Origin of the sequence: Sphingobium sp. (genome assembly GCF_033795625.1) — a bacterium.
Lineage (GTDB): Bacteria > Pseudomonadota > Alphaproteobacteria > Sphingomonadales > Sphingomonadaceae > Sphingobium.
The window spans coordinates 109,158-133,091 of record NZ_JARYGI010000004.1 but is presented as its reverse complement, the minus strand read 5'-3'; the positions used below and the strand labels follow the sequence as shown (position 1 = coordinate 133,091).

The 23,934-nt window shown below is 61.2% G+C and carries 18 protein-coding genes; 7 read left to right on the top strand and 11 right to left on the bottom strand.

The window, feature by feature from the left end; genetic code table 11:
- Both gspD and QHC67_RS03460 read right to left on the bottom strand, forming a co-directional pair.
- Window positions 1-2,226, bottom strand: coding sequence for a type II secretion system secretin GspD (gspD, locus tag QHC67_RS03465; protein WP_319291013.1), 2,226 nt, complete (start codon window positions 2,224-2,226; stop codon window positions 1-3).
- Window positions 2,223-3,032: a type II secretion system protein N gene (locus tag QHC67_RS03460; RefSeq protein WP_319291115.1), complete on the bottom strand. Its 810-nt coding sequence runs from the start codon at window positions 3,030-3,032 to the stop codon at window positions 2,223-2,225. The genes gspD and QHC67_RS03460 overlap by 4 nt, the downstream gene beginning before the upstream one ends.
- 203 nt (window positions 3,033-3,235) lie before the next feature.
- Between QHC67_RS03460 and QHC67_RS03455 the strand changes: the two genes are divergently transcribed.
- Entirely contained in the window at window positions 3,236-3,886 is a 651-nt protein-coding gene (locus QHC67_RS03455; protein ID WP_319291010.1) for a 2OG-Fe(II) oxygenase, read from the top strand.
- A 22-nt stretch (window positions 3,887-3,908) separates the two neighbouring features.
- Here the strand turns inward: QHC67_RS03455 and QHC67_RS03450 are convergent, their stop codons facing one another.
- The 6 genes from QHC67_RS03450 to QHC67_RS03425 all read right to left on the bottom strand — a co-directional run bounded on the left by QHC67_RS03450 (window position 3,909) and on the right by QHC67_RS03425 (window position 13,122).
- Window positions 3,909-6,644: a TonB-dependent receptor domain-containing protein gene (locus QHC67_RS03450; protein WP_319291008.1), complete on the bottom strand. Its 2,736-nt coding sequence runs from the start codon at window positions 6,642-6,644 to the stop codon at window positions 3,909-3,911.
- A 78-nt stretch (window positions 6,645-6,722) separates the two neighbouring features.
- On the bottom strand, window positions 6,723-8,267 hold the full coding sequence (locus tag QHC67_RS03445) for a hypothetical protein (RefSeq protein WP_319291005.1): 1,545 nt from the start codon (window positions 8,265-8,267) through the stop codon (window positions 6,723-6,725).
- 203 nt (window positions 8,268-8,470) lie between these two features.
- Window positions 8,471-9,250: an FkbM family methyltransferase gene (locus QHC67_RS03440; RefSeq protein WP_319291002.1), complete on the bottom strand. Its 780-nt coding sequence runs from the start codon at window positions 9,248-9,250 to the stop codon at window positions 8,471-8,473.
- Window positions 9,247-10,422, bottom strand: a complete 1,176-nt coding sequence (locus QHC67_RS03435) for a glycosyltransferase (protein WP_319291000.1) — start codon at window positions 10,420-10,422, stop codon at window positions 9,247-9,249. The genes QHC67_RS03440 and QHC67_RS03435 overlap by 4 nt, the downstream gene beginning before the upstream one ends.
- Window positions 10,419-11,735 (bottom strand): hypothetical protein, encoded by a 1,317-nt coding sequence (locus QHC67_RS03430; protein WP_319290998.1) that lies wholly within the window; start codon window positions 11,733-11,735, stop codon window positions 10,419-10,421. The genes QHC67_RS03435 and QHC67_RS03430 overlap by 4 nt, the downstream gene beginning before the upstream one ends.
- A 31-nt stretch (window positions 11,736-11,766) precedes the next feature.
- Window positions 11,767-13,122, bottom strand: a complete 1,356-nt coding sequence (locus QHC67_RS03425; protein WP_319291113.1) for an exopolysaccharide biosynthesis polyprenyl glycosylphosphotransferase — start codon at window positions 13,120-13,122, stop codon at window positions 11,767-11,769.
- A 164-nt stretch (window positions 13,123-13,286) separates the two neighbouring features.
- Between QHC67_RS03425 and QHC67_RS03420 the strand changes: the two genes are divergently transcribed.
- The 6 genes from QHC67_RS03420 to QHC67_RS03395 all read left to right on the top strand — a co-directional run bounded on the left by QHC67_RS03420 (window position 13,287) and on the right by QHC67_RS03395 (window position 20,713).
- On the top strand, window positions 13,287-14,312 hold the full coding sequence (locus tag QHC67_RS03420; RefSeq protein ID WP_319290996.1) for a phytanoyl-CoA dioxygenase family protein: 1,026 nt from the start codon (window positions 13,287-13,289) through the stop codon (window positions 14,310-14,312).
- Window positions 14,313-14,479: 167 nt separating this feature from the next.
- Window positions 14,480-15,448 carry a KpsF/GutQ family sugar-phosphate isomerase gene (locus QHC67_RS03415; RefSeq protein WP_319290993.1) on the top strand — a complete coding sequence of 323 codons (969 nt, stop codon included), beginning with the start codon at window positions 14,480-14,482 and terminating at the stop codon, window positions 15,446-15,448.
- A 28-nt stretch (window positions 15,449-15,476) separates the two neighbouring features.
- Entirely contained in the window at window positions 15,477-16,277 is an 801-nt protein-coding gene (locus tag QHC67_RS03410; protein ID WP_319290990.1) for a manno-octulosonate cytidylyltransferase, read from the top strand.
- 211 nt (window positions 16,278-16,488) lie between these two features.
- On the top strand, window positions 16,489-18,120 hold the full coding sequence (locus QHC67_RS03405) for a capsule biosynthesis protein (RefSeq protein ID WP_319290987.1): 1,632 nt from the start codon (window positions 16,489-16,491) through the stop codon (window positions 18,118-18,120).
- Between the two features lie 19 nt (window positions 18,121-18,139).
- Entirely contained in the window at window positions 18,140-19,459 is a 1,320-nt protein-coding gene (locus QHC67_RS03400) for a capsular biosynthesis protein (protein WP_319290984.1), read from the top strand.
- Window positions 19,460-19,546: 87 nt separating this feature from the next.
- Window positions 19,547-20,713 (top strand): glycosyltransferase family 1 protein, encoded by a 1,167-nt coding sequence (locus QHC67_RS03395; RefSeq protein ID WP_319290982.1) that lies wholly within the window; start codon window positions 19,547-19,549, stop codon window positions 20,711-20,713.
- A 6-nt stretch (window positions 20,714-20,719) separates the two neighbouring features.
- On the opposite strand, the gene QHC67_RS03390 is transcribed toward QHC67_RS03395, so the two are convergent.
- The 3 genes from QHC67_RS03390 to wecB all read right to left on the bottom strand — a co-directional run bounded on the left by QHC67_RS03390 (window position 20,720) and on the right by wecB (window position 23,896).
- Window positions 20,720-21,418 (bottom strand): fatty acid desaturase CarF family protein, encoded by a 699-nt coding sequence (locus tag QHC67_RS03390; RefSeq protein ID WP_319290979.1) that lies wholly within the window; start codon window positions 21,416-21,418, stop codon window positions 20,720-20,722.
- Window positions 21,419-21,482: 64 nt separating this feature from the next.
- Complete coding sequence (wecC, locus tag QHC67_RS03385) at window positions 21,483-22,778, bottom strand: UDP-N-acetyl-D-mannosamine dehydrogenase (RefSeq protein ID WP_319290977.1); 1,296 nt, start codon at window positions 22,776-22,778, stop codon at window positions 21,483-21,485.
- Entirely contained in the window at window positions 22,736-23,896 is a 1,161-nt protein-coding gene (gene wecB / locus QHC67_RS03380) for a non-hydrolyzing UDP-N-acetylglucosamine 2-epimerase (RefSeq protein ID WP_319290975.1), read from the bottom strand. The genes wecC and wecB overlap by 43 nt, the downstream gene beginning before the upstream one ends.
- Between the last annotated feature and the right edge of the window lie 38 nt (window positions 23,897-23,934).

The window sequence follows — 23,934 nt, the reverse complement described above, 5'->3', positions numbered from 1 at the left end:
TCATCGCTTCGGTTCGCTGGGCGGAACCTGGACCGGCCGCACGACGCTAGTGGAAGAGCGGACTTCAGGTGTCACGACGACAGGCTCGCCCGGCGCTGCTGTGATGACGCCCCCGCTCGCGGTCACATCGCCCGGCTGAGGCGCGACAGGCGGTGTCGTGCCCATATAGTCACGCAACAGTTCGTCCAGGCTCGGCTCTTCCTTCGGATTGCTCAGCAGCTGCTGGCCGCGAATATATCCATAGCGTTGAGCGGTAAGCCGCTGGGCATCTTCCTTGCTGCGCAGGATCGTCGGGCGGATGAACACCATGAGGTTCGTCTTCGCCCGCGACTTGCTGCGCGATTTAAAGAGTTCGCCGACAAGCGGGATGTCGCTCAGGAGCGGGATGCGCTCGATGGTTCGGCGCTCATTGTCGTCGAGCAGCCCACCAAGCGCGAGGATCTCGCCATCGTCCACGGTGACGGTCGTCTCTATCTCACGTTTGTTGATGATGAGGTCGCTGCTGTTGCTGGAGACGGGACCGGCGATGCTGCTGACTTCCTGCCGCAGGAAAAGCTTGATCGCGCCGCCCGCATTGATCTGCGGTTTCACTTCCAGCTGGACGCCGACATTCTGCCGCTGGACGGTGCGGAACTGATTGTCGAAGTTCTGGCTCAGCGCCTCTCCCGTGGTCACGGGGACTTCCTGCCCGACGAGGATGCTCGCCTTCTGGTTATCCAGCGTCATCACCGAAGGCGTGGACAGGATGTTGCTGTCCGTGTCGCTGCGAACCGCATTGATGATTGCGCCAAGCGCTCCATTGTCACCCAGTCGGGTGGCTATACCGCCAAATCCGCCGGTTGCGTTCAGCAAGGAACTGACCGCCGCTTCCTGAAGCGTATTTCCAAGTTGGCTCGTGTTCTGCGTGACTGTCGTGGTGCCGTTGACCGTGGTCGTCGACTGGTTCAGTCTGGTCGCGGCATAGGCGCCAGCCAGTGTCAGGATATTGGGGTTGGTGTTGCTATAATTGGTGACGGCAAATCCCGTCTTCGTGCTGCCGATCAGGAACTGTACGCCAAGCTGGCGCGCAGCATTGTCGCCGATTTCGACGATTATCGCCTCCACCAGGACCTGCTCGCGGCGGGTGTCGATCTGGCGGATGGTTTCGCCGAGCATTCGCTGCACGTCGCTATTGGCGGCAACGATGATGGCGTTCGCACCCTCATAGCGCGTGACGATTGCGGGCCCGCGCGTTGAAATGCTGGTGCCGGAACCTGCATTGCTGGAAACCGAAGGAGCGGATGCGGGCGCAGCCGCTGGTGGGGGAGCATTGCTCCCGCCCCGGGCCACCGTAGCGGCTGCCTCGATCGCCTGGGTGCCGCCGCCCTGACCCACCAGTTGCTGCAAGACAGGGAGAAGTTTCTCGGCGTCCGCATGTTCAAGCCAGTAGACGCGTATTTCCGTGCCGCTGGCGGCGCGCTGATCCAGTTCGCGCGCCATGCTGGCAAGCCGCGCAACGGTCGATGCGTCCCCTCGAATGGCAATCGCGTTGCTGCTGTCTATGGGAACGACAGTGGCGGCGACGCCAGCCGCAGGTGCGCCTTCTCCACCCCCGCCGCCGCTGCCGACCAGCGCCTGCAGTGACGCCGCAATCTCGCGCGCACCTGCGTTCTTCAGCATCACCATCTGTGTGGCGGAGGTATCGCGATCAATGCGGGCGATGACCTGCCGGATACGCTGGATGTTGTCGGCATAGTCCGCCACGACCACGCTGTTACCGCTCCGGTTGGCCGTCACCGACCCGTCGCGGCTGACCAGCGGACGCAGCGTCTCAAGTGCCGATGCGGCGTCAATGGACCGGAGGCGGAAGACTTCCGTCACGAACTGGTTGCGGCTGGCGGCCCGGCCGACGCTGCTCGGTTGCCCGGCAGCGCCGTCTGCAGGCTGAATACGATAAGCGCCGCCCGCGGAAGGCACTGCGACAAGGCCGTTGGCGCGCAAGGTGGAGAGGAATATCTCGAAATACTCTGACCGGGAGAGCGGCCGGTCGGTGACGACCGACACCTTGCCCTGCACGCGGCTGTCGATGATGAAGGTCCGTCCGGTTACGCGAGCGGCATCCTGAATGAAGGCGCGGATATCGGCGTCGCGAACGTTAAGCGTCTGCTGAGCCCTGGCGGACGTCGAAAGCGGCGCGGAAAGCACCAGCGCAAGAGCGGCGCTGCGAAGGAGAAACTGGATTTTCATGATCCTTGCAATGTCAGGGCAATAGGAACGGTGGTGGCGCCGCGTTCCACCATCATGGAAATGCGGGCGCCGGGCGCGATCTGGCTTTGCAGCGCCTGCAGATCGGCTAGCGAGGTAATCGCACGGCCGTTGATCTGCGCCACGATGTCGCCCGGCTGAAAACCCGCGCTCTGGAAGGCAGGTCCCTTCGGCGAGAGCACGAGCCCGGTCACACGGCCGCCTTCGGTGCGGGGACTAAAGCCGATGTCGGACTTGATTGCCGCGGGCGTCAGGCTTTGGGGGACGATGTTCTGGGGCACTGTCTGCCCCGGACCAGAAGCAGGTTGCGCGTCGGAGGCCGCGACGGGCGCGGCTTGCGACTGGTCGAGAAACACCGTTTCCTCGGCTCCGCCGCGTTCGATGACTATGTGGTCGAAGGCAACGGCTTTCAGCTTCACGCCAGGCAGGATTTCATCGCCCACGGCGAAACTGTTCTGGATGCCGTCGGGCGTGGCGACGATGGCGCTTCCCAAGCCCGAACCTTCATTGACGCGAATGCCATAGACGGTCAACGCCAGCGACGTGACCACTGGGCTCCCGCCCGTCGCCGCATCGGGCGTCCGAAAAAAGGGATCGAAGCGGGTAAACAGCGCAAGGCGTTCGGCAACGGAGGGAATAACCGCCTGCCGCCCGGTCCAGGCTCCATAGCTGGACACCGGAGTGACCACGGCCCAGATCAAACGCGCGATCTGAACAGCAAGAAGCGCAAGCACCAGCCATTCGAGCGCAGCAAAGCCATTGAGCCTAGGCACGGCTGCGCGTGGCATTCGCCGGGCGAGCAATGCGGCGCGTGCGCGTATGCTGTCCGTGATGGCGCTGGGCATATTGCTTGCGGTTCCCCCGGGCCTGAATACCCTGATGCAGGTTCGATTAGGCGCGCATTCTTACCGTTACGTGACGCAATTGCGACAGTTTTATTGCACCGCATCAAGCGATTGGCGACGCCGGATAAATTGGTTAGAGATCGGCGATGCACGCACCTTCATCTTCGAGCTTGGGGGCCGACGGCGATGCTGCCCGCATTGCCGCCCACCCCGGAGTTCAGCGGTTTCCAAGCCGCGACCTCACTTTGTTCATCCACAAGAAATTCCTGTCCGATGCCCAGTGTGCCGAGCTGATCGCGCGAATAGAGGCTAATCGCCGCCCCTCGACGATCGCCGACGACAATGGCGACGGATATTTCCGGACCAGCGAAACCTGCGACCTGGACCCGCTCGACCCCTTCATCGCCAGCATCGACCGGGCGATAGCGGAGTACGCAGGGATCGATCCGATGTACGGCGAACCGTTACAGGGTCAACGCTATGCCGTTGGTCAGGAGTTCAAGGCGCATACGGACTATTTCGAGCCCGACGGACAGGATTTCCAGCGATATTGCTCCGTCGCGGGCAACCGTACGTGGACGCTCATGATCTACTTGAACGAGCCGCAGGCAGGTGGCGCGACGCGGTTCACGAAAGTCGGGAAGACCATCCAGCCGGAAAGCGGCAAGTTGCTCGCATGGGACAACCGGCGACCTGACGGCGCACTGAACCCCGCGACGATCCATCATGGCATGAAGGTTCGCAGCGGGGTCAAGCATGTGATCACGAAATGGTATCGGGAGCGGCCCTGGGTTTAGACCCCAGGCCGCTCCCGAATGGTCAGAATTTAACGCTCGCCCCCAGCGAGAAGCTGCGGCCCAGTTCGTACCGGTTGATGTCGATCCGGTTTCTGCCGCTCTGCTGGAACTCCTGATACTTGGTCCGCGTGAGGTTGCGGGCTTCTGCCTTGAACTCCACGGGAATACCCAGGAAATCTGCGCCCGCGCGCATGACCAGATCCAGGCGGAAGCCAGGTTTCTCGATGATATCCGGCTGCTGCACGCTGTTCAGGCCGCGGCTGGTGACACGCTCGCTGGAATAATTACCGAGCACCGTAAACTGAAGCAGGTGATCCGTATCTTCCAGGCCGATCTGGACGTTGGCGATGTGATCGGACTGGCCGGTTAACGGCTGGCCGTCGCGGAACAGCACATTGGCTGTCACCGCTTCTCCATTCGGGCCGATAACCTGGCTGTTATCGATCTTCAATTCCGACTGCGTGTAGGTGTAGTTGCCGATCAGGACGAGACGCTTGGATTCGAACCCGGCACCCAATCCGTCCAGCGGCACGTACTTCTGGAGTTCCAGTTCCGCGCCGTACAGGGTTGCTTCCGGAGCATTGGCGAAGCCGGTCGAAAGCTGCGCTCCGCTTGCAAGGAAGGACACTTGTTCGATCGGATTATCGATCTTCTTATAGAAGCCCGCGAGCGAAATCCGCTGATCGCGACCGATATACCATTCAAAACGGGCTTCGGCGTTCAAGAGTTCGCTGTCCGTCAGCGCGGGGTTACCGCGGAACTCACGGTCGGCTTCGAAATCCTGATAGATTTGCCGCGCCAGTTCGCGGAACTGCGGACGCGCGATCGTCTTGGATCCTGCCACGCGGAATTGCCAATCAGGAGCGAAATTCCAAGTAAGCGTTGCGGAAGGCAACCAGTAGTTATTGGAAAGGTTCGTTTCCTCCGTTGCACCGCCCGTAACCACCGACTGTGTCGCGTCTTCATAGCGGACGCCGCCGGTAAACCGCAGGCCATCGGCAATTTCGATTTCCGCCTGACCATATCCGGCATGGATTTCCAGGTCGGCATTGTAGACGGCGGCACCCTGTGCGCCTGAGTCATCGCGCAGGCCGATCCCATAAGTATATATGTTATAGTCGGAAACCAGATAGTCCGGCCGCTCCTGTGCGACGCCCAGCGGCAGGGTATTGCTCGCTATATAGGACAGCAGATACCGGGACGACTGACGCTGGGTCTTCGTATAGGCATAGCCGCCAGAGACCGTAATCTTGCGATCGCCGGGGATGCTGTATGATAGATCGGCAGCACCCGAGTACAGATCTTCGTTCAGGTCCGAAAACGCGACGCTGGCTTCCTGCCCACCGCTGCTCGTCAGCGAGTTGATGTAGTCTTTGACGCCGCTGTTGTACGTGTACACGAAAGTGCGCTCATAGGGCGATTCACGCTGGGTGTTCGCATAAGCGCCGCGCAAGTCGATGCTGAGATCGTCGAACTTGAATTCTCCCACCAGCTGCGTGTTGATGAGCTGACGCTCGAACCAGTTTGTGTTCTGCTCGATCACCGGCGGCGTACCGTAGAAATCGGGATTAGGCACAGGATCGGCACCGCCGATGCTGTCCGTGTAGCCCACTGATAGACGACCCTGCTTCACCGTGTCGCGGATGTAGAGGTTCGTCCAGCGGACCTTGTGCTCGCCGAACTCTGCTGCAACACCGACGAGGCCGTTTACGACCACGCGATTGTCGGTGATCACGGTCTGACGATCGATGTTTACCGTTGCGAGATCGGGATCCGTCGAGAACTGCTGACGGATATCACGGGTCCGCCATGTGCTGCTGTAGCCAGCGGCAGCGATGATGCCGATCCGGCCATCGGACAGGTCGGAAGCTGTACCAAAACTCACGTCCGCAGAGAAATTCGCGGGGATGTCGAAGTTCCGCTGCAACAGGGTCGTTTCCGCGTTGACCAGGCTTGCGGCAAATGCCTGCCGATCGGCAAAAGGGGTGCTGGCCAACTTGCCGCCGACTACTGCGTCGCGCAGCCCCTTCGGGAAGTCGCGGAGACCATTATCAAAGCCCAGAAAATCGAGATCGCTGCCGTCGTAAGTATAACCCAGCCGAGCTGTAGTTTCCGAATTTCCACTGATGGAGGTGCCGATGTCCAGGAACGTTTCCTTCGGAATGGCCTTGGTGGTCAAGTTGATGACGCCACCGCCGAACTCGCCGGGATAATTTGCCGAATAGCTTTTTTGGACCAGGGACGAAGCGATGACGCTGGTCGGGAAGATGTCGAGAGGCACGACGCGGCGGAGCGGCTCAGGGCTTGGCAGCGGTGATCCATTCAGCAGCGCCAGTGAGTAGCGGTCACCCAATCCGCGAACAAAGACGAAGCCATTTCCGACGACGCTCAGCCCCGTGACGCGCTGGAGAGCGCCGGCAATGTCGCCTTCTCCGGTTCTTGCGATATCCGCGCTGGACAGAACACTTACGATTTCTGGCGTGGCACGCACGGGTTCGGGAATATAACGACCGACCACGACGATATCGCCGCCGACGTCGCCGCCGGGTGTCGAAACTTCAACCTGTTCCTGAGGCGCCGCGTCAGTGGGCTGCGCTTGGGCGGCGCTGGGCGAAGCAGGCGGACTGGCGTCGGTCGCAGCGGGCGTTGCAGTCGCGGCTGAACCGGCTGGCGCTGCGGGATCGGTTTGCGCGAACGCTGGTGGAACGAGCGCAGTGGTCAGCAGAAGCAGGCTGCCAAAGGCGATGGGCTTGGTCATGGCGTTTCCCCCAGGGAATATACAGGATCGGGGGGCGTCGACACCTTTGCCGCCGCCCCCCAACTAGCGCGGTATCAATCAGGTTGTGGGAAGCGCCGTGCAGTTTGCGCTGGTGCTGCCGAAGCTCACATAGCTGGCGTTGCAGGTCCAACCGGCGTACCAAGTGTCGGCTGCGTCGCGGACAGCGCCGATGTAGCTGGTGTTCACGAAGAACGGGCTCAGCGTCGACGCATTGAACGCCGCGACCGCGCTTTCGTTCGCGCCGTTCGTGAACACGTTAACCAGCGACGACGTGAAGTTCGCGTTATTGCCCGAGCTGGGCGCCGTAGTGAAGATCGTCTGGATCGTCGCGGCAGGCACGTTCGTCTCTTCGAGGAACGGCGTCTGGCAGGAGAACACTACCGAGTTGAAGCGCGGCGGGCCGGCATCCTGCAGCGTCGTATCAGGCGCGCGAGTTGTCGTGCCACCAGTTGCATCGATATCGAGGCAGACGCGAGGAGCGACGACAACGCCGTTGACCATCGTGTAGTCGGCTCCACCGCGCATCAGGATCGCGTTCAGACCCTGTACGGTGCTGCGCTGAACGAAAGTGAAGTTGGCGAGGCGGGTGTTCTGGCGTGGCAGGGCATCTTCGTTGCCGTTCGAGTCCGCTTCAACCATCGAGTCGCCGTTGTTCGCGTCGCGCTGCACGGCGATGAGGAACTGGATGAACCCCTGATAGCCAAGGTCGGTGTCGAGGCCATCGTCATCCGCGCCCGTTACGACCAGGTTCTTCAGATTTGCGCGACCGCCAAAGATTTCGATGCCGTCGTCAGAGCTGTTGTGCACCTGGATGTTGTTGATCGTGGTGCCGCTGCCGACGCCGCCGAGGGTAAGTCCCTGAAGCTCGTTGCCGGGTGCGATGGCGAAGCCTGAATAGCGGATCTGGACATATTGAATATTGCCGCTGTTGTCGTTGGCCGTCGCGCCGCCGTAAAGTGCGCTGGTGGTGCCTTCGATAACGTTTTGGCAGGCGACATCGCCGCCAGGAACGTTGGTGTTGCAATCGCTGATTGGCGCGCGGCCCAGAACGATGATGCCGCCCCATAGCCCTTGGCTGCTGTCGGTCGTGGTGCCTTCAAGGTTTGCCCGTGCGGTGAATATGATTGGCTGGCTGGCAGTACCGACCGCGTTCAGACGTGAACCGCGATTGACGATCAGGTAGTCGTTACCGGACGAAGCAATAACAACGACGCCTGGCTGGATGGTCAAGGTCACTGCCTGGCCGCCTGCAGCGTTGCCCGCGCCACCCATGTCGGTGCCCACGTTAACTGGTCCAGCCAGCGAATATACGGCGCCAGGAAGGTTCTGCAGCGTCGTGTCCTGCGTGAAACGGGTCGGCATTTCCAACACGCGGCGGTTGTTGACGACACCCCGGTCGATGAAGCCGGCGGGAATGGGGCCGCTATACGGAGAACCCGGCGTAGGGGCGGGTCCGGGAGTTGGCGTAGGGCTCGGCGTAGGCGTAGGAACAATGATGACGCCATCGCCAGGAGAAGCGACATCGTCAGCACCGCAGGCGCTCAGCGCCGCAACGGCACAGCCGCCGAGCAAAATCTTCGAAATGCTGGAAAAATAGGACATATCGTCTCCGCTCCGGCCCTGACCGGGTTGTGAATATCAACGGAGCGTCACGGGGATGTTTATTGCGAATCAGCGGCCCCCTGGCGCCCTCGAAGCGGCGACTAGGCGGCGGTCATGACAGGTTGATTGAACTTGGATGACGTTTTGGAGACTATTATGTTACGTTTGTGCGTCAGTTATTACGCTGACGTTACATGCGGCAGTTACGCCCCGGAAACCGCAGGATAATCCGCGGGATTGGTTAGAACTCTACGACTCACGAACAGGCCATCCATCTCGATCAGCCGTGGGAAATGCCCTTTGTTGTTCGCGAAGAATGCACTTGGAACGAAGCCGTGGCTGTCCAGCAGGTCGATCATGGCGCGATAGCCAGTGCCGCCTTGATAAAGAGGGCGGATGGCCAATTCCGTCTGGACGCCGACCATGCCCTCCAACGCCGCGCCCGCGCCTTCGCACACCAGCCGATCATGGCCCTGCGTATCCATTTTGAGCAATGTGCATGAGAAGCCATGCTTCGCCTGAAGCTGCGGATAGAGACCATCCAGGCGGCGGCATTCCACGTCGACGGTGCGATCCACGCGATTTCGTTCGTGGAATATCGGATCCATCGCCTCGGCAGGGATCTCCAGCGAGCTGAACTGATCGGCGGCCATGACGTTGAACTGCGCCGTCCCGTCCGCATTCGACAGCGCGATATTGAAGGCGTGCCAGTGAGGGTCGCGCGAGGCATTGCGCTCCAACGCCGGGAACACTTCCGGATTTGGCTCGAACGAGAGGATCGTGCCTTTGAAGCCGACATCGCGGCGCAGCATCTGGGCGTGCTGCCCTGCGTTAGCGCCGACATCGATGATGCAGTCGATGTCGAAGGCCGCGACAAAGCGCCGCAATTGCAGGATCTCAGGATATTCGTGCACGCGGCCCCGCACCGACAGGCGCAGCGCCAGCCAGCGGTCGCGAAGTTCGCGTTTGACGCGGGGGCTCATGCGTGCGCCGCCTTGCGACGTGCGGCTTCTGCCTGCGCCTGCCTGTATATGTCCACGGTCAATGATCCTGCCTTATCCCAATCGCCGAGCCGCCGCCCCAGCGTGCGGGCACGCTCGCCCATGTCGCGCCTGATGGCAGCGCTCTCGATCAGCGGCAAGAGCCCCTTCGACAGAGCTGGTGCATCTTCACTGGGCACGAGAATGACGGGCGCCTTGCCTTCCGCGCCGGCGGGGAGCGAAGCAAAGAGCCCTGTATCGGTGCAGAGCGTCGCCTTGCCGTGCTGCAATGTCGAGAGGAATGCTCCGCTGGAGTCGATGTGCCGATATGGGAAGACGAGGATATCGGCACTTTCCAGCCAGGCAGTGAGGCGACTTTCCTCTAGAAAACCTAGGTCAGTGTGAAGCCGCTCACCGAACCCTGCCTTGGCCACCGCCGTTAGCATAGGCGTAATGTCCATGAACGGCTTGCCCGCGATAGCGAGTTCGAAGTCTGCGCCTTGCTTCCACAGCTTTACGCAAGCATCGACCAGCAGATCGAGACCTTTATAGGGCCGAATGGTGCCGAAGAAGAGCAGGCGCGGCAGGCGCGGTTCCGGCACGGCGGCGCGGCTTTCCTTAGTGGCCGGAGCAAGCTGCATCGGGGGATGTGGGATGATGGAGATGCGGTCCGCCCTCACCCCGGCCGCGACGAGCGCCTCCCGCGTCGTGTCGCCATGTACGATCAGGCGGTCGAACATCTCGAGCAGTGCGGCATAGCCCCGTCCCTGCAAAGCGGCGTCGCCATGATAGGCGCTCGCATTATGGACAGTGTGGACGAGCGGCACAGCCGATCCACTGAGGCGACGCAGAATATGGCGGTCGGCCGGCGCAAAGGGCAGCCATTGATAGTGCACTACGTCGGCGTTCGGCAGCGGACCGATCAAGCTATCCGCAAGATACTCGGCTGCCTTCATTGCGCGAAACGGCGCGCCTTCACCGATCAGGGGGCGAAGGGTCTCTCCCAGCCTGAAGTACCTCTTGGAATAGCGGTAAGCCTGAGGATGAATGGCGTCGGTATGCCGCAGCGGGCGACCAAGCAACGTCACCTCATGCCCCTGCGCGCCGATAGCCGAGCACAGGCTGTCATCATAGCGGCCGGTGAACAGCGACGGGTCGACCATCGCGACTTTCATGGCCGGACACCGCTCGAAAGTCGGCCAAGGGCAAAGGCATGTAGCATACCCGTGCCGAGATAGGTGGTGACCACGAGGAGCAGGAAAATCGTCGGAAAGGACATGCTCGGGGTGGCAAGGAAAGCCGCGATTGGCACGCATAGGAGCGACCCGGCGAGAAACGGCAGCGACTGCCTCAACAGCAGGCGAAAACGTCCGAGCGCTGCCTGTACATAAACCGATACACAAGTGACGCCGAGGCCGAACAGGAGCAGAGCGATCAAGGCGAGGTCTACTCGGTCGACAGCAAGCTTACGGTCGAACAAGGCATTTACCAATTGCGGACCGAAGATCATCAGAGCCGAGCCAATGCCCAGCGCCATGATGCTCGCCACCGCCACGCCGCGCCCGATCAACTGGGGGAAGCGATGCGCGTCGCCGCGATACCAGGCGGCGGTGATCCGTGGCAAAGCAGCTTCGATCGTTGCGCGGACCAGGGCGCTGAGTGCGCGGCTTATCTTGAACAGGAAGTCGAAGAGCAACAGCGGTCGCGGATCATGGGTCGCCAGCGCAATGAGGAAATAAGGCGCGTTGTAGGCTGCAACCTCGGAGAGCGTCAGCGCGGCAGATGCGCCAAAGTCTGCGAGGTAACTCCGCCGGACATGCCCTCCCCCCACGCGCATGGCGATCCAGTGACGGGGTTTCAGCGAGAGGCGGCGATCTAGCATGAAAAGGGCCGCGCCGATCGCAGTCATGCTGAGCAGAAGCTGGAGCAGGACAGATAGCGTGATGTCCATCCCGCGCAACGCTGCGGCAAGTAGCAAGAGCGAAGCCAGACGCCGCACAATGTCCAGCCCTTCCCACAGCATGTTGCGGTCGACGGCGGCAAGCGTCCGCTTAGCCAGGGTTGCGAACAGGTTCAGGCAGGCCGTGACGAAGAACAACAGGAAGAGCCAGGGATAACTCGTGGCGATGATCCCGGTGAGGATCGCACTCGCCATCAGCACCGTGCCAGCCACCATCAACCCGCACAGAAGCACGACAAGCACGCCCAGTTCCTCCGGCCGAAAGTCGCTCGCTTCCCCCTCCCCTCGCGCCGCGAGCCAGTGACGGCGCAGACGATTATAGGCGATGCTGGTGAGCCCAAGCTCCGCCGAGACAGTGAAGTTGCCGAACGCCACCAGCAACAGGAACGCACGAAATTCATGCAGGGGAAGCAGTCGCACGAAGACATAGGTGACGGCAAAGCCCCACAGCATGCCGAGCGCCACATTGCCGAGCTTCACCAGCGCAAGCAGGCGCGCCGAGTCTTCGAACCGGGCAACAATGGACATTCGGGAGGCGGTCAGGTCGGGAAGCCTCAACTCAATAGGCTTTGTCGTGCACCAGCACGCGAAGCGTCGCGAGAACGATGCGGATGTCGCGCCACACGGACCAGTTGGTGACATATTCGAGGTCCGACTGCAGCCGATCGATCAGGTCCTGATGCGCATTGGTCGCGCCGCGATGCCCCCGCACCTGCGCGAGCCCAGTGATCCCCGGCTTGATGCAGTGCCGCTCCCAATAGCGATCGTCCACTTCCCAATATAGCTTGTCAGCGGCGCGGGCTGCGGGCGCATGGGGACGTGGGCCGACGATACTCATGTCGCCTTTCAGGACATTGAGGATCTGCGGCAGTTCATCCATGCTCGTCCGGCGGAGAAAACCACCAACCCGCGTGACGCGCGGATCACTACGCTGCGTCAGTTGAGCAGCGGCATGATCGGTCATGTCCGTGCGCATCGTGCGGAATTTATAGATCGAGAACAACCGCGCGTCGCGGCCAAGCCGTTGCTGGCGGAACAGCACGGGACCGGCGCTGGTGAGCTTGATCGCCATCGCCGTCAGAAGCAGGATGGGAGACAGTAGCAGCGTCGCGGTGCCAGCCACGGCCACGTCGAAAAGCCGCTTGATGATCCGCTCCCGATATTGCAGCGGTCCGCCCGCTACCACGAGGGTCGGATGATGGTCATATTCATCGAGCCTGGCAGGCGCAAAACGCATCAGCTCGGGCACCAGGATCTCGCCACGCGCCTCCAGCGATTTGAGGGCGATCGACCAGTCATTGATGCGCTCACTTGGGCAAGCGACGATCACACGCTCCGCATGACCGACAGCGGCAGCCAGGCGCGCTGCCATTTCAGCGTCATGCCGAGTGGGGTCGATGCCAAGGGCGACGGCGTCGAGCAGTGCCGTGCCGGGCGGAGGAACAAAGGCGACGCCATCCGCCATCACCACCGCAATGGCGGGCATCTCGCCGATCAGGGCCGGGACCACGCGAGCCAACAGCGGCCGCAACAGGATCAGCCCCGTTACGCCAAATCCTACGCCGACAAGGAACGTCAGACGCGAAAGCTGCTCCGCGATTTTCCCGAAATAGACGATGACAAGCATCAGCATCACGGCCTGGGCAAAGGACCAGCAGGCCCGCAGCACCGTCGCGCGCACATTGCCCAGGCTGCGTATGCCATATACGCCTGCCTGAATGGCGAGCAGCGCATAGACCGGTGCAATCATCGCGAACATGACGAGGCCATGCGGCTTGGCCGGCTCCCCCACCAGCCGCCCGATCACCAGAAGATTGGCGAGTGCAAAGGCGCCGAACAGGACAGTAAGGTCCGCAATCAGGCTGAGCACATACAGCCGCAGCCGCAGCGCCGAGAGGCTGGGGCCGCTGGTCATCTGGACCGTGGGATGAACTGGTGCATTCACGCTGTCTGTCGCCTGCGAAAGTGAGAGCGTCTCTAACAGGTGAATGGCTATAGCGGAAGGGGAGCACGCAACTGCGCTTAGGGGCATACCCGAGACGCTTTACATGTGCATCTCCGCCCGGCAAAAGCCCGATCATGAAGCGCTCCATTCGCACATTCGTGGCTGCGCCATGGTATTTTCTTCAGCTGGCGACCGGCGCCAAGTCCTTCAAAGACAATCCGCTGATCGGATCGAAGCGGCTGAACGCGTGGGGACTTCATGAAAAGCGGAAGTCGCTGGCGCATACTATGGCCGCGTCGCGAAGGAGGCGATTGGCGCACCTGCTCTCGGCCGAAGACCGCATTCAGTTCGACGCGCAGGGCTATGTCGCCATTCCCGACCTGCTCGACCCGGCGGAGTTCGAAACCCTGCGTGCCAGCCTGCTGGAGAGAGCGTCGCCTGCACGCGAAATGTTGCAGGGGGATACGATCACGCGTCGCATCGCTATCGACGCCCGGATGTTGCGCGACATTCCCGCGCTTGCCGCATTACTGAAGATGCCGCGCTGGCGTGGGCTGATGCAGTACGTCGCCAGCTACGCCAGCGAGCCTTTATACTATATTCAGACCATTCTTTCCCACCGTGCCGACGCACCGCCCGATCCTCAGGAGGCGCTTCACGCGGATACCTTCCATCCCACGATGAAGGCGTGGTTTTTCCTGACGGATGTCGCAGAAGACGAAGGGCCGTTCACCTATGTTCCCGGCTCACACAAGCTGACCGTGGCAAGGCGAGCTTGGGAAAAGGCGCGCAGCCTTGCTGCACCAGAGGGTGTGGATCACCTCTCCGCTCGTGGATCCATGCGGGTTCAGGAGGAAGAACTGGCGCAGCTGGGCTTACCGGCTCCCGTAGGTTTGGCGGTAAAGGCAAATACGCTGGTGGTTGCTGACACATCGGGATTTCATGCGCGGGGCCGATCAGCCAGACCGACAACGCGGATCGAGATATGGGCCTATGGCCGCCGAAACCCATTTTATCCCTGGACAGGCCTCGATCCGCTTTCACACTCCATGATAGCGTCTTCCCGCGTGGCACTGATGTGGAAATTACGCGACAGGTTGTCAGGCTGGATCGGTCAGCCGTGGAATGATGTGGGTGCGAAACGACCGGCCGACCCTTAACGCGCAGTAACCTGTATCATTATGGAATGTTTTCACATTTGTGCGCAGAGTTTGGCGGCTAGCCATTGTGCGCCGCATGATCAAGCTTGCAATCGTAATACCTTTGGCTAATGAAGTGCCCAATAAAGGGACAGAAAACATAATAGTTTTGTGCAGGGATGATGCGTATGACCACTTATACTGGCCTTTGCCCGATCGAAAGCGGCCGGCGCGTCATCGAGCAGGAAGCGTTGGGTCTAGCTGCACTTAACTCCATCATAGATGAAAATTTCGCGGTAGCAGTACGGATCATCACTGCCACCGCTGGCCGTGTGATCGTCACCGGCATCGGCAAGTCTGGCCACATAGGTCGCAAGATTGCCGCCACTCTCGCGGCCACAGGTTCGCCCGCGTTTTTCGTCCACCCCGCTGAAGCTGCGCATGGCGATCTGGGCATGGTGATGCCCGCCGACAGCCTGGTCGTGCTTTCCAATTCCGGCGCAACATTGGAACTGAGGGCGATTATCGCTCATGCGCGTCAGGCAGGCATTCCCATAATCTCCATTGCATCGAAGGCGGATTCGCCAATAGCGCAGCAATCCACCGTAGCACTCACCCTGCCCCGCGTGGCGGAGGCTTGCCCGGTCAAGATTGCGCCGACGACGTCCACGACGATGATGTTGGCGCTGGGAGATGCGCTCGCGATCGCAGCCATGGAAGTGCGTGGCATTTCGCGCGCCGATCTCATGCGCCTGCATCCGGGAGGAAATATCGGCTGGAAACTGCTGCCGGTGGATAGCCTGTTGCGCGATGATGAAGCCCTGCCGTTAGTGCGGCCGCATACCGGCATGCGCGATGTCGTGCTTGAGATGACGTCTACTGGCAAGGGTGCCGCTGGCGTGGTCGACGATGACGGCCATCTGATCGGGATCATCACGGACGGCGACTTGCGCCGTTCGTTCGACCAGATGCTGATCGCCACAGCGGGCGACGTCATGACGCGCAATCCGATCACGGTTCCAAGCGGCACGGCTATAGAAGATGCACTGACCTTGCTGGCCGAAGCCGCGATTACCGTGGTTTTCGTGATGAGCGGCCATAACCCGCGTCAGCCCATAGGCTTGCTGCATATCCACAATATGGCGGCGGGCCTCTGATCGCTTTGCCTGCTACAACGACATTGCCATGACGACAGCGATAGTCATACCGGCAAGATACGCCTCATCCCGATATCCCGGCAAGCCGCTGGCATTGATAAAGGGCGCGACGGGAGTCGCCAAGCCTCTGGTCCAGCGCAGCATTGAAGCGGCGCGTCAGGTGTCGGACGTGGCGCATCTGTTCGTAGCCACCGATGACCTGCGCATTGCAGACGCGGCAAAAGAATGCGGCGCCGAGGTCGCCATGACTCCTTCCGAGTGCGCCAATGGCACGGAGCGCGTCGCCGCTGCACTGCCTGCCTTGCCCGATGATGCTGACATCATCATCAACTTCCAGGGCGATGCGCTGCTTACGCCGCCTGATCTGGTGACCGCGCTTGCGGCTCATATGCGCGAAAATCCGGACTGTAAGGTCGCGACAGTGGCCGTGCGCTGCTCGGCGACGGCCTATGCGCACCTTGTTGCCGACCAGGCGCAAGGCCGGGTGGGCGGCACAACCGCCGTGTGTGGCGCGGACGGGAACGCCCTGTATTTCTCCAAGCGCGTGTTGCCCCATATCGCGCCCGGCAGCCCTCTGGAGAATGCGCCTCCGGTCCTGCTGCATCTCGGGCTCTATGCCTATCGCCGCGAAGCGCTTGACCACTATGCAGCGCTTCCGGCCACGGAGCTGGAAACGATCGAAGGGCTGGAGCAGTTGCGATTCCTGTTTTACGGGCTGCCCGTGGCCGTCGTAACGGCCGATCCACCGGACTGGGACGCGATCGAACTCAATAACGCGTCCGATGTGCAACCTATTGAGGCTATCCTGACGGCACGCGGAATAGTATAGCTCCGCTCATGAAGAACTTGGAACAGCCGGGGGTGTGGGGGTGACTATGCCCGTTCATCAGCGGATCTCATCCGGGAGCGCTCCCCACTTCGGGAGCTGAACGGATGCGAGCGTACGCTTTACCGTTACTGCTGCTCACGGCCACGCCCGATACTGTCGACAGTCTCTCGCTGCAGTCGATTACCCGAGTGCCAGAAGGTACGCGTCAGCCGTGACTCCCTTCCTGCGTACGCCCCCTTTTCCTGGCGGCAAGCCTGTCGCGCTCTCCCGCGCGGGACAGGCGAACGAGGACACGACAGCCGTTCTTGCACTCCTGCGGGCGCACAGGGTTGGCGGTCATTTCTGGGCAAAGCAGCCACCGATAGCCAAAGATGCAATCATCGCATGCCCGTGGGACGACGCCAGCGCCAAAGCGATGGCAGAGCGCGCTGCAGCCTCTGGCGATACAGTGGTCTTCTGGATCACCGACAGGAAAACGCAGCCGGTGCCGCATTCCTGCATTGTCGGTCCGGCAGATCCTTGGCACGTCGCCGCAAACGCAAAGGCGTTTTGGGGCAGGGAAGATGATGAACGTCTGCTCATCGCCCGCATAACAGGGCGCGAAGTCGAGGTAATGGATGGCGCGCGTCTCCCGAGGCTTTCAGATCAGGTGCAGAATGCCCTTTTAAGCCATTGTGACTACATCGATCCCTTCAGCGGCGAGCGAACGACTGCGGCACGAACCATCGAACTGCTCGCCTTCTGGCGTGGGCTGATCGATGCCAATCGCCCTATCGTCGCAGCTGCCGGCATGGCTTTCTGGAAGCGCGAAACAGTGGAACCGCTGCTTTGGGGCGGCGGCGAGCCGGTGCGGCATATCAGCACGGTCCGTGCGCTTGAAGAATTGCGCGATGATGATGCGGTGGCCGTATGGAAAGCCAAGACGCCTCCCGAACTGCTTGCGGCCATAGAGAGGCGCGCGGCCAACAACCCTACACTCTTGCATGAAGTGGAGGATGGTTTCATCCGCTCGATCGGGCTTGGTGCGGACTGTGTGCCGCCGCTCTCGATCACGGTGGACGCGATCGGCGTCCACTTCGATCCCGCAGGCGAGAGCGGGCTTGAGCGACTGCTCAACACCGGAAATTTCAGTCCTGATCAATTGGCGCGTGCAGAAGCAATACGCACGCTGATCATATCCTCGGGACTATCGAAGTACGGCCTCGGTGGCGATAGCATGGCACGCCCCGGAGGTGAAAGGCGGCATGTTCTGGTGACGGGGCAGGTCGAGGATGATCGTTCCGTTCTGGCGGCACGTGGCGAGGTGCGTGGCAACCTCGACCTGCTGCGGCGCGCGCGCAGGGCCGAGCGGCAAGCCTACATCCTCTATCGTCCCCATCCCGATGTAGATGCTGGCCATCGCAAGGGACACGTGCCCGATGACGTCGCTCTGGAATATGCCGACGCGATAGACCGGGGCACGCCTATTTCGACACTGCTCGATATGGTTGACGGCGTCCATGTGCTATCATCATTGGCAGGCTTCGAAGCACTTTTACGCGGCCGTGACGTCACGACGCATGGCACGCCCTTCTACGCGGGATGGGGCCTGACCCGTGACCTTGGTGCAACACCTGAACGGCGCAAAAAGCGGATGGACATCAATGCGCTGGCAACAGGCGTGCTGCTGCTCTATCCACGCTATCTGGACCCGGTAACAGCACTACCCTGCCCGCCGGAAGTGCTGGTGCAGCGGCTGATCGCTGGGGTCAAGAAGGAGAGCCGTTTCATCGTGCCGCTGCGTAGACTTCAGGGAAAAGTGAATCGGTGGCGGTTCCGCGCGGGTTCCGTTGAAAAGGTTTGACGTGAATTCAGAGCCGTCCATGGCCGCATTTCAGCGGGTGAAGGCTCAGCCTCGGTTGCGCTCTGTCGCGAACGACGCCGTTCCGCAATCCAGCCCTTCGCTGGCAGGCCGCGTTTTCGTGATGCTGCAGGGCCCGCCGGGTCCGTTTTTCTGGCTGCTGGGTCAGCGGATGCAGGAACTGGGTGCGACCGTATACCGCATCAACTTCAACGGCGGCGATAAAGTCGACTGGCCCGGCACCGGGTCTGTCAATTATCGCGGAAACGAAAATCGCTGGCCCCGCTTCTTCGATCACTTCCTGCGCGACAATGGCATAACCGACGTCATGCTGTTTGGAGACTGCCGCCCCTTGCATCGCGCGGCACACGGCATGGCAAAGCTGCGCAACGTCAACATTCATGTGTTCGAAGAAGGATATATCCGGCCGAACTGGGTGACGATGGAGCTCGATGGCGTGAACGGTCATTCCACGCTGCCCCGCGATCCCGAGTGGTTCCTGGAGCAAGCAAGGACCCTGCCGCCCATACCCGACTTGCCTCCGATCACGGCCAGCTTCGACCGGCGCGTGCGCGACAGCTACCGCTATTTTCACCATGTCGTGACGCAGTTCTGGCGCTTTCCTCACTATCGGTCCCACCGGCCGGGATCCGTGCTGATCGAAGGAATACGATGGGGATGGAAGCTGGTCGTCACCAATCGTCTGGTGCAGCGAGCTACAGCCAGAACACTCGATAAGATCAAGGGCCGCAGATATTTTCTGTTCCCTCTTCAGCTAAGTTCGGACTATCAGATTCGCGAACATAGTCCATTTCAGGACATGATGGGCGCCGTGCATTATGTGCTCGACAGCTTTGAGCGCCACGCCCCCGCAGACACTATGCTGCTGATAAAAGAGCATCCACTGGATGCGGGAACGACGATCTGGTCGAGGTTCGTCGCCAAGGAAGCCACGAGACGAAATCTCCAGGAGAGGGTCGCGCATATCAGAGGTGGAGACCTGGCGGAACTGGCGGAAGGCGCTGCTGGCATGGTGACCGTGAACAGCACTTCCGGAACTTTCGCCCTGGCGGCGGGTGTGCCTGTAAAGGTCCTGGGCGACGCCATTTACGATATCTCGGGAGTTACACACCAGGAAACCCTCGACCGCTTCTGGACTGCGCCTCGCCCACCCGAGAGGCACCAATGGGATGCCTTCTATCGAGTGCTGCGACGCAATTGCCTGGTCCGGGGCGGATTTGCGAGCGAAAGCGCCGTTGCGGCCTTGATTGACGGTGTTGCTGCCAGAGTGTGTGAAGATGTCACCCAGACGCATCGACCACCCCGCCATTCCCATCTTTGACTTTGGCCCCGACTTGCTTCATCCGGCAAATTCAGCAGGTCGCGCCTTTGTTGCAGGCCATCATCAGGCCATAACACACAGACGAATATGATATTACAACGCGACATTCTTCTCGATGTTCGTCGCTTGATCTGGCGCATCTGGGTGGGCGGCATGCCGACCGGGGTAGACCATGTATGTCTCGCCTACCTGCAGCAGTATGCGCAAAATGCGCAGGCCGTGGTGGAACGGGGGCGTGTCCGGCGCGTCCTTTCCCCCGCCCAGTCCGATCGCCTCTTTTCCATCCTGCGCTTCGGCATGGCGGGCTTCAAACGCAATATATCGATGCTTGGCATTCGCGCAGCACTCTCCAACTTTGGAGATGGGCAACGCGGCATGGGCAGGCTCTACCTCAATGTGGGGCATACCGGGCTGGAGCAGACATCCAGCATGGCCTTGCTGGACGTGAAGCCCATCTATCTGATCCATGATCTCATTCCGATCACCCATCCGGAATATTGCCGAGTAGGCGAAGATGCGCGTCATGCCGAAAGGGTCAGGACGATCCTTCATCGCGGGCGCGGGGTCATTGCCAATTCTGATGACACTGTAGCCGCCCTGCGGCAGTTCGCTGCCTCGGACGGTCGGGAGCCGCCCCCTGCGCTTACAGCCTATCTCGGCACGCGATTGATGATCGAGCCGCGCGAAGCTTCGCCGCCGCTCGACCGCCCTTATTTTGTTATGCTGGGCACGATCGAGGGCCGCAAGAACCACCTCCTGATCCTCAACATCTGGCGCGACCTCGTCACAAGCATGGGTGATAAGGCGCCGGTGCTCGTCGTGATTGGCAAACGGGGCTGGGAATGCGAACAGGCGGTCGATCTGCTGGAGCGATGCCAGCAGATCAAAGGCCATGTGCTGGAACTTCCGCACTGTCCCGATGAGGAAGTCGCGCGCTACTTCCGCCATGCCCGCGCCCTGCTGTTCCCTTCTTTTACCGAAGGCTATGGCATGCCGTTGATCGAGGCGCTGGCGTCGGGACTTCCAGTGATCGCCAGCGACATCGGCGTGTTTCACGAATTGGCGGGAGACATCCCGGAGTATTTCAGTCCCTTGGACGGGATGGGCTGGCGCAAAGCGATCGAAGCATATGCGCCGGAGGATAGCAATCCTCGTGCCCGTCAACTCGCACGCATGAGCGGCTTCCACGCGCCCACCTGGGAAGAACATTTCGCAAAAGTGGATGCCTGGTTGCCGACGATAGCAAAAGGCTGAGGCCCTTCAGCCGACGGGTTCCAGCCCTTCGTCCCGCAGCCATTGCCGCCCGTAGGCCAAGGCGAACACGCGGTTTAGAAGCGGGTTGCTCCAGCCGCAGTTGGTGCTGAAATCCCGCTTCAACGTATCATGATGAAGTTGATGCGCGGCCGGTGTCATCAACAGGCTAACCCGCCGCATCACGCGTACGATCCATACGTTATCCGCACGGTGCAATGTACCGTGGAAATATTGCGCGAACGCTCCGCCAATCAACAATGCGACCATCCCGGCCACGGCCCATCCGGGAACAGGCAAAAGAAATGCCGCTGCATTCATGAGCAGCGACAACGGCAAGGCGCCGGCCAGCACAGTCGATCCGATCAGCCTGACAACTCCACGCCGCCCGAGGGCATCCGGTCGAGGATGATGATTCTTGAAATCGTAAACCAGCCGCTCCAGCGGATTGATCCGCTTCATAGCCGCGCGGAACATCGTCTGATATTCCTCCGACTCGCGCGACCCGCCATAAAAATACAGGCGATCCAGCCCAACGTTCGTCACGCAGGGTCGATAATCCATGTACATGTGTACAGCACCCGACAGCATGTCCGCGACATACCAGCCGAGCAGCATCGCAGGGATCGCCCACCAACTTGGATCGCGCAGCGCAAAAGCGGCATTGGCAGCCAGCGAGGCAAAGAACAGGGCCAGGACGATACGCATCAGCATTGCCGCCCTTTAGCAGAGCAAGGCCGCGCGTCCAATAACGTGGATCGCCCGCCGCCGATCAGGCCGCCCCGGCAATTCTCGCGATCGGTACAGCAGGGACCGGCTGGTCCGGCCAGATACCGCGCGTATCATAAACGGTCTTGCCTGCACGTTCCTCGACGGGCACCGACTTGAAGATGTCGTGGTCGACCAACACGATAAACAGGCTGCACCGCTCCAGAGCGTCATCGATGTCGATCAGTTCCGCCCCCGTTCCGACGAAATCCACCGGCAGATCGGTGGCGTAAGGCTCCACCAGCTTCACCCGTCGGCCATAGCGTCGCGCGAGACGAGCGGCGACCTTCACGGCCGGGCTTTCCCGGAAGTCATCGATGTTGGCTTTGAATGCGAGGCCCAGACACGCAATCTCCGCTCCGGGATGCGCGTCGACGAGATCCGATGCCTTCGCTACGACATAGTCTGTCTTGGCGTCGTTCACTTCGCGGGCGGTGCGGATGATCCGGGCGTTCTCCGGATCACCATGCACGATGAACCAGGGATCGACGGCGATGCAATGGCCGCCCACGCCCGGCCCCGGCGACAGGATGTTTACGCGCGGATGGCGGTTTGCCAAGCGGATGACTTCCCATACATCGATGCTCATGCCTTCGGCTATGACCGACAGTTCATTGGCAAAGGCGATGTTGACGTCGCGAAAGCTGTTCTCGACCAGCTTGACCATCTCGGCCGCGCGCGCCGTGGTGGTGACGCACTGGCCACGAACGAACTGGCGGTAGAAGCCCAGCGCCTTGCGCGCGCAACGCGGCGTGATGCCGCCGATGCAGCGGTCATTATCGATGAGTTCGACCAGTATCCGTCCCGGCAGGACGCGTTCGGGGCAATAGGCAATGGAGATGTCGGGCGCCCCGCCCTGCCCCGGCATCTTGAGGTCCGGTCGCATCTGGGCAAGCACGTCGCGCATCGATTCGGTAGTGCCGACCGGAGATGTTGACTCAAGGATTACGGTGTCCCCGGCCTTAAGTACCGGAGCGATCGTCCGCGCCGCGCTCAGCACGTAGGAAATGTCGGGAGCATGATCCTCGGACACCGGCGTAGGCACGGCGATGACGAAAACGTCGCTTGGCTCCACCTGCGTAGACGCCCGCAAGGTCCCGCGCGCGACAACGCCCTGCACCAGCCCGTCCAGGTCGACTTCTTCTATGTGCACGCGGCCGCTGTTGACGGTTTCAACCACATGCGGGGAAACATCCACCCCCAGCACCCGAGCGCCGCTCCGCGCGATCAAGGCGGCGGTGGGCAGGCCAATATAGCCTAGACCAATAACGGAAACCTGTTGTTCGACATCGACGGGCATGGGTCAATTCCCTGGGCAATGATCTCCGCAATACGCGCCCCGCTCTTGCCGTCGCCAAACGGATTATGGGCGCGCGCCATCGCGGCGTAGGCATCCTCATCGTCCAAAAGCCTGAATATTTCGGAAACGATTTGCTTGCGATCCGTGCCCACCAGCTTCGCGGTGCCTGCAGCCACTCCCTCTGGGCGTTCGGTGGTCTCGCGCATCACAATGACTGGCTTTCCCAGTGATGGCGCCTCCTCCTGCACACCGCCGCTGTCGGTCAGGACTATATGGCTCAGGTCGAGCAGCCGGACGAAATGCGGATAGTCCAGCGGGTCGATCATCGCGACGTTCGGAAGGCCAGCGAGTTGCGCATCCATGACTCGCCGCACATTGGGATTGGGATGGACCGGGAAAACGACGGCAACATCCGCGCGCGCCGCGATATCGCGTACGGCCTTGGCAATGGCTTCCATCCCTCCGCCGAAATTTTCGCGTCGATGGCTGGTGACGGCAATGATACGCTTGCCCGCAAAGCGCGCCGCCAAGTCATCGAGACCGCTAGCCAGCGACGAATCGAGATCGATCCGGGCCTTCGTCGCCAAGAGTGCGTCAATCACTGTGTTGCCGGTGACGTATATGCTCAGCGGGTCGCGGTTTTCCGCCAGCAGCGCCTCGGCCGCGCCCTGGGTCGGCGCGAAGTTCAGGTCTGCGATGCATGCCACCACTCGGCGGCTGACCTCCTCCGGCCAGGGATGGTGAATGTCCCCGCTGCGCAATCCGGCTTCGACGTGCGCCACCGGAATTTTACGGTAGTAGGCTGCCAGACTGGCGACCATGGTCGTCAGCGTGTCGCCATGGACGAGCACGCGGTCGGGCTTTTCGGAATCGAATGCTTTGCCCAGTTCCACAATCAAGCGCGCCGTCAGACCGTCCAGCGTCTGATCCGCCTGCATGATGTCGAGATCGATGTCCGGCTCGATACCGCTGATCGCAAGCACCTGGTCAAGCAATCCGCGATGCTGGGCCGTCACGCACACACGCACGTCGATGCCAGGGGTATCCCGCAGGGCGTGAATCACCGGAAACAGCTTGATCGCCTCCGGCCGCGTTCCGAACACGCACAAAATCTTCATAGCAACCCCGCAGCACAGTTGGCGCCGTTATGGCTGCA

What these genes read in the sequence shown, in the direction of transcription:
- QHC67_RS03435 (WP_319291000.1), bottom strand. Translation starts at nt 10,422, where the DNA reads ATGAAAGTCGCGATGGTCGACCCGTCGCTGTTCACCGGCCGCTATGAT.
- QHC67_RS03450 (WP_319291008.1), bottom strand. Translation starts at nt 6,644, where the DNA reads ATGACCAAGCCCATCGCCTTTGGCAGCCTGCTTCTGCTGACCACTGCG.
- QHC67_RS03415 (WP_319290993.1), top strand. Translation starts at nt 14,480, where the DNA reads ATGACCACTTATACTGGCCTTTGCCCGATCGAAAGCGGCCGGCGCGTC.
- QHC67_RS03425 (WP_319291113.1), bottom strand. Translation starts at nt 13,122, where the DNA reads ATGACCAGCGGCCCCAGCCTCTCGGCGCTGCGGCTGCGGCTGTATGTG.
- wecB (WP_319290975.1), bottom strand. Translation starts at nt 23,896, where the DNA reads ATGAAGATTTTGTGCGTGTTCGGAACGCGGCCGGAGGCGATCAAGCTG.
- QHC67_RS03440 (WP_319291002.1), bottom strand. Translation starts at nt 9,250, where the DNA reads ATGAGCCCCCGCGTCAAACGCGAACTTCGCGACCGCTGGCTGGCGCTG.
- QHC67_RS03455 (WP_319291010.1), top strand. Translation starts at nt 3,236, where the DNA reads ATGCACGCACCTTCATCTTCGAGCTTGGGGGCCGACGGCGATGCTGCC.
- QHC67_RS03395 (WP_319290982.1), top strand. Translation starts at nt 19,547, where the DNA reads ATGATATTACAACGCGACATTCTTCTCGATGTTCGTCGCTTGATCTGG.
- QHC67_RS03460 (WP_319291115.1), bottom strand. Translation starts at nt 3,032, where the DNA reads ATGCCACGCGCAGCCGTGCCTAGGCTCAATGGCTTTGCTGCGCTCGAA.
- QHC67_RS03390 (WP_319290979.1), bottom strand. Translation starts at nt 21,418, where the DNA reads ATGCGTATCGTCCTGGCCCTGTTCTTTGCCTCGCTGGCTGCCAATGCC.
- QHC67_RS03400 (WP_319290984.1), top strand. Translation starts at nt 18,140, where the DNA reads ATGGCCGCATTTCAGCGGGTGAAGGCTCAGCCTCGGTTGCGCTCTGTC.
- wecC (WP_319290977.1), bottom strand. Translation starts at nt 22,778, where the DNA reads ATGCCCGTCGATGTCGAACAACAGGTTTCCGTTATTGGTCTAGGCTAT.
- QHC67_RS03410 (WP_319290990.1), top strand. Translation starts at nt 15,477, where the DNA reads ATGACGACAGCGATAGTCATACCGGCAAGATACGCCTCATCCCGATAT.
- QHC67_RS03420 (WP_319290996.1), top strand. Translation starts at nt 13,287, where the DNA reads ATGAAGCGCTCCATTCGCACATTCGTGGCTGCGCCATGGTATTTTCTT.
- gspD (WP_319291013.1), bottom strand. Translation starts at nt 2,226, where the DNA reads ATGAAAATCCAGTTTCTCCTTCGCAGCGCCGCTCTTGCGCTGGTGCTT.
- QHC67_RS03430 (WP_319290998.1), bottom strand. Translation starts at nt 11,735, where the DNA reads ATGTCCATTGTTGCCCGGTTCGAAGACTCGGCGCGCCTGCTTGCGCTG.
- QHC67_RS03445 (WP_319291005.1), bottom strand. Translation starts at nt 8,267, where the DNA reads ATGTCCTATTTTTCCAGCATTTCGAAGATTTTGCTCGGCGGCTGTGCC.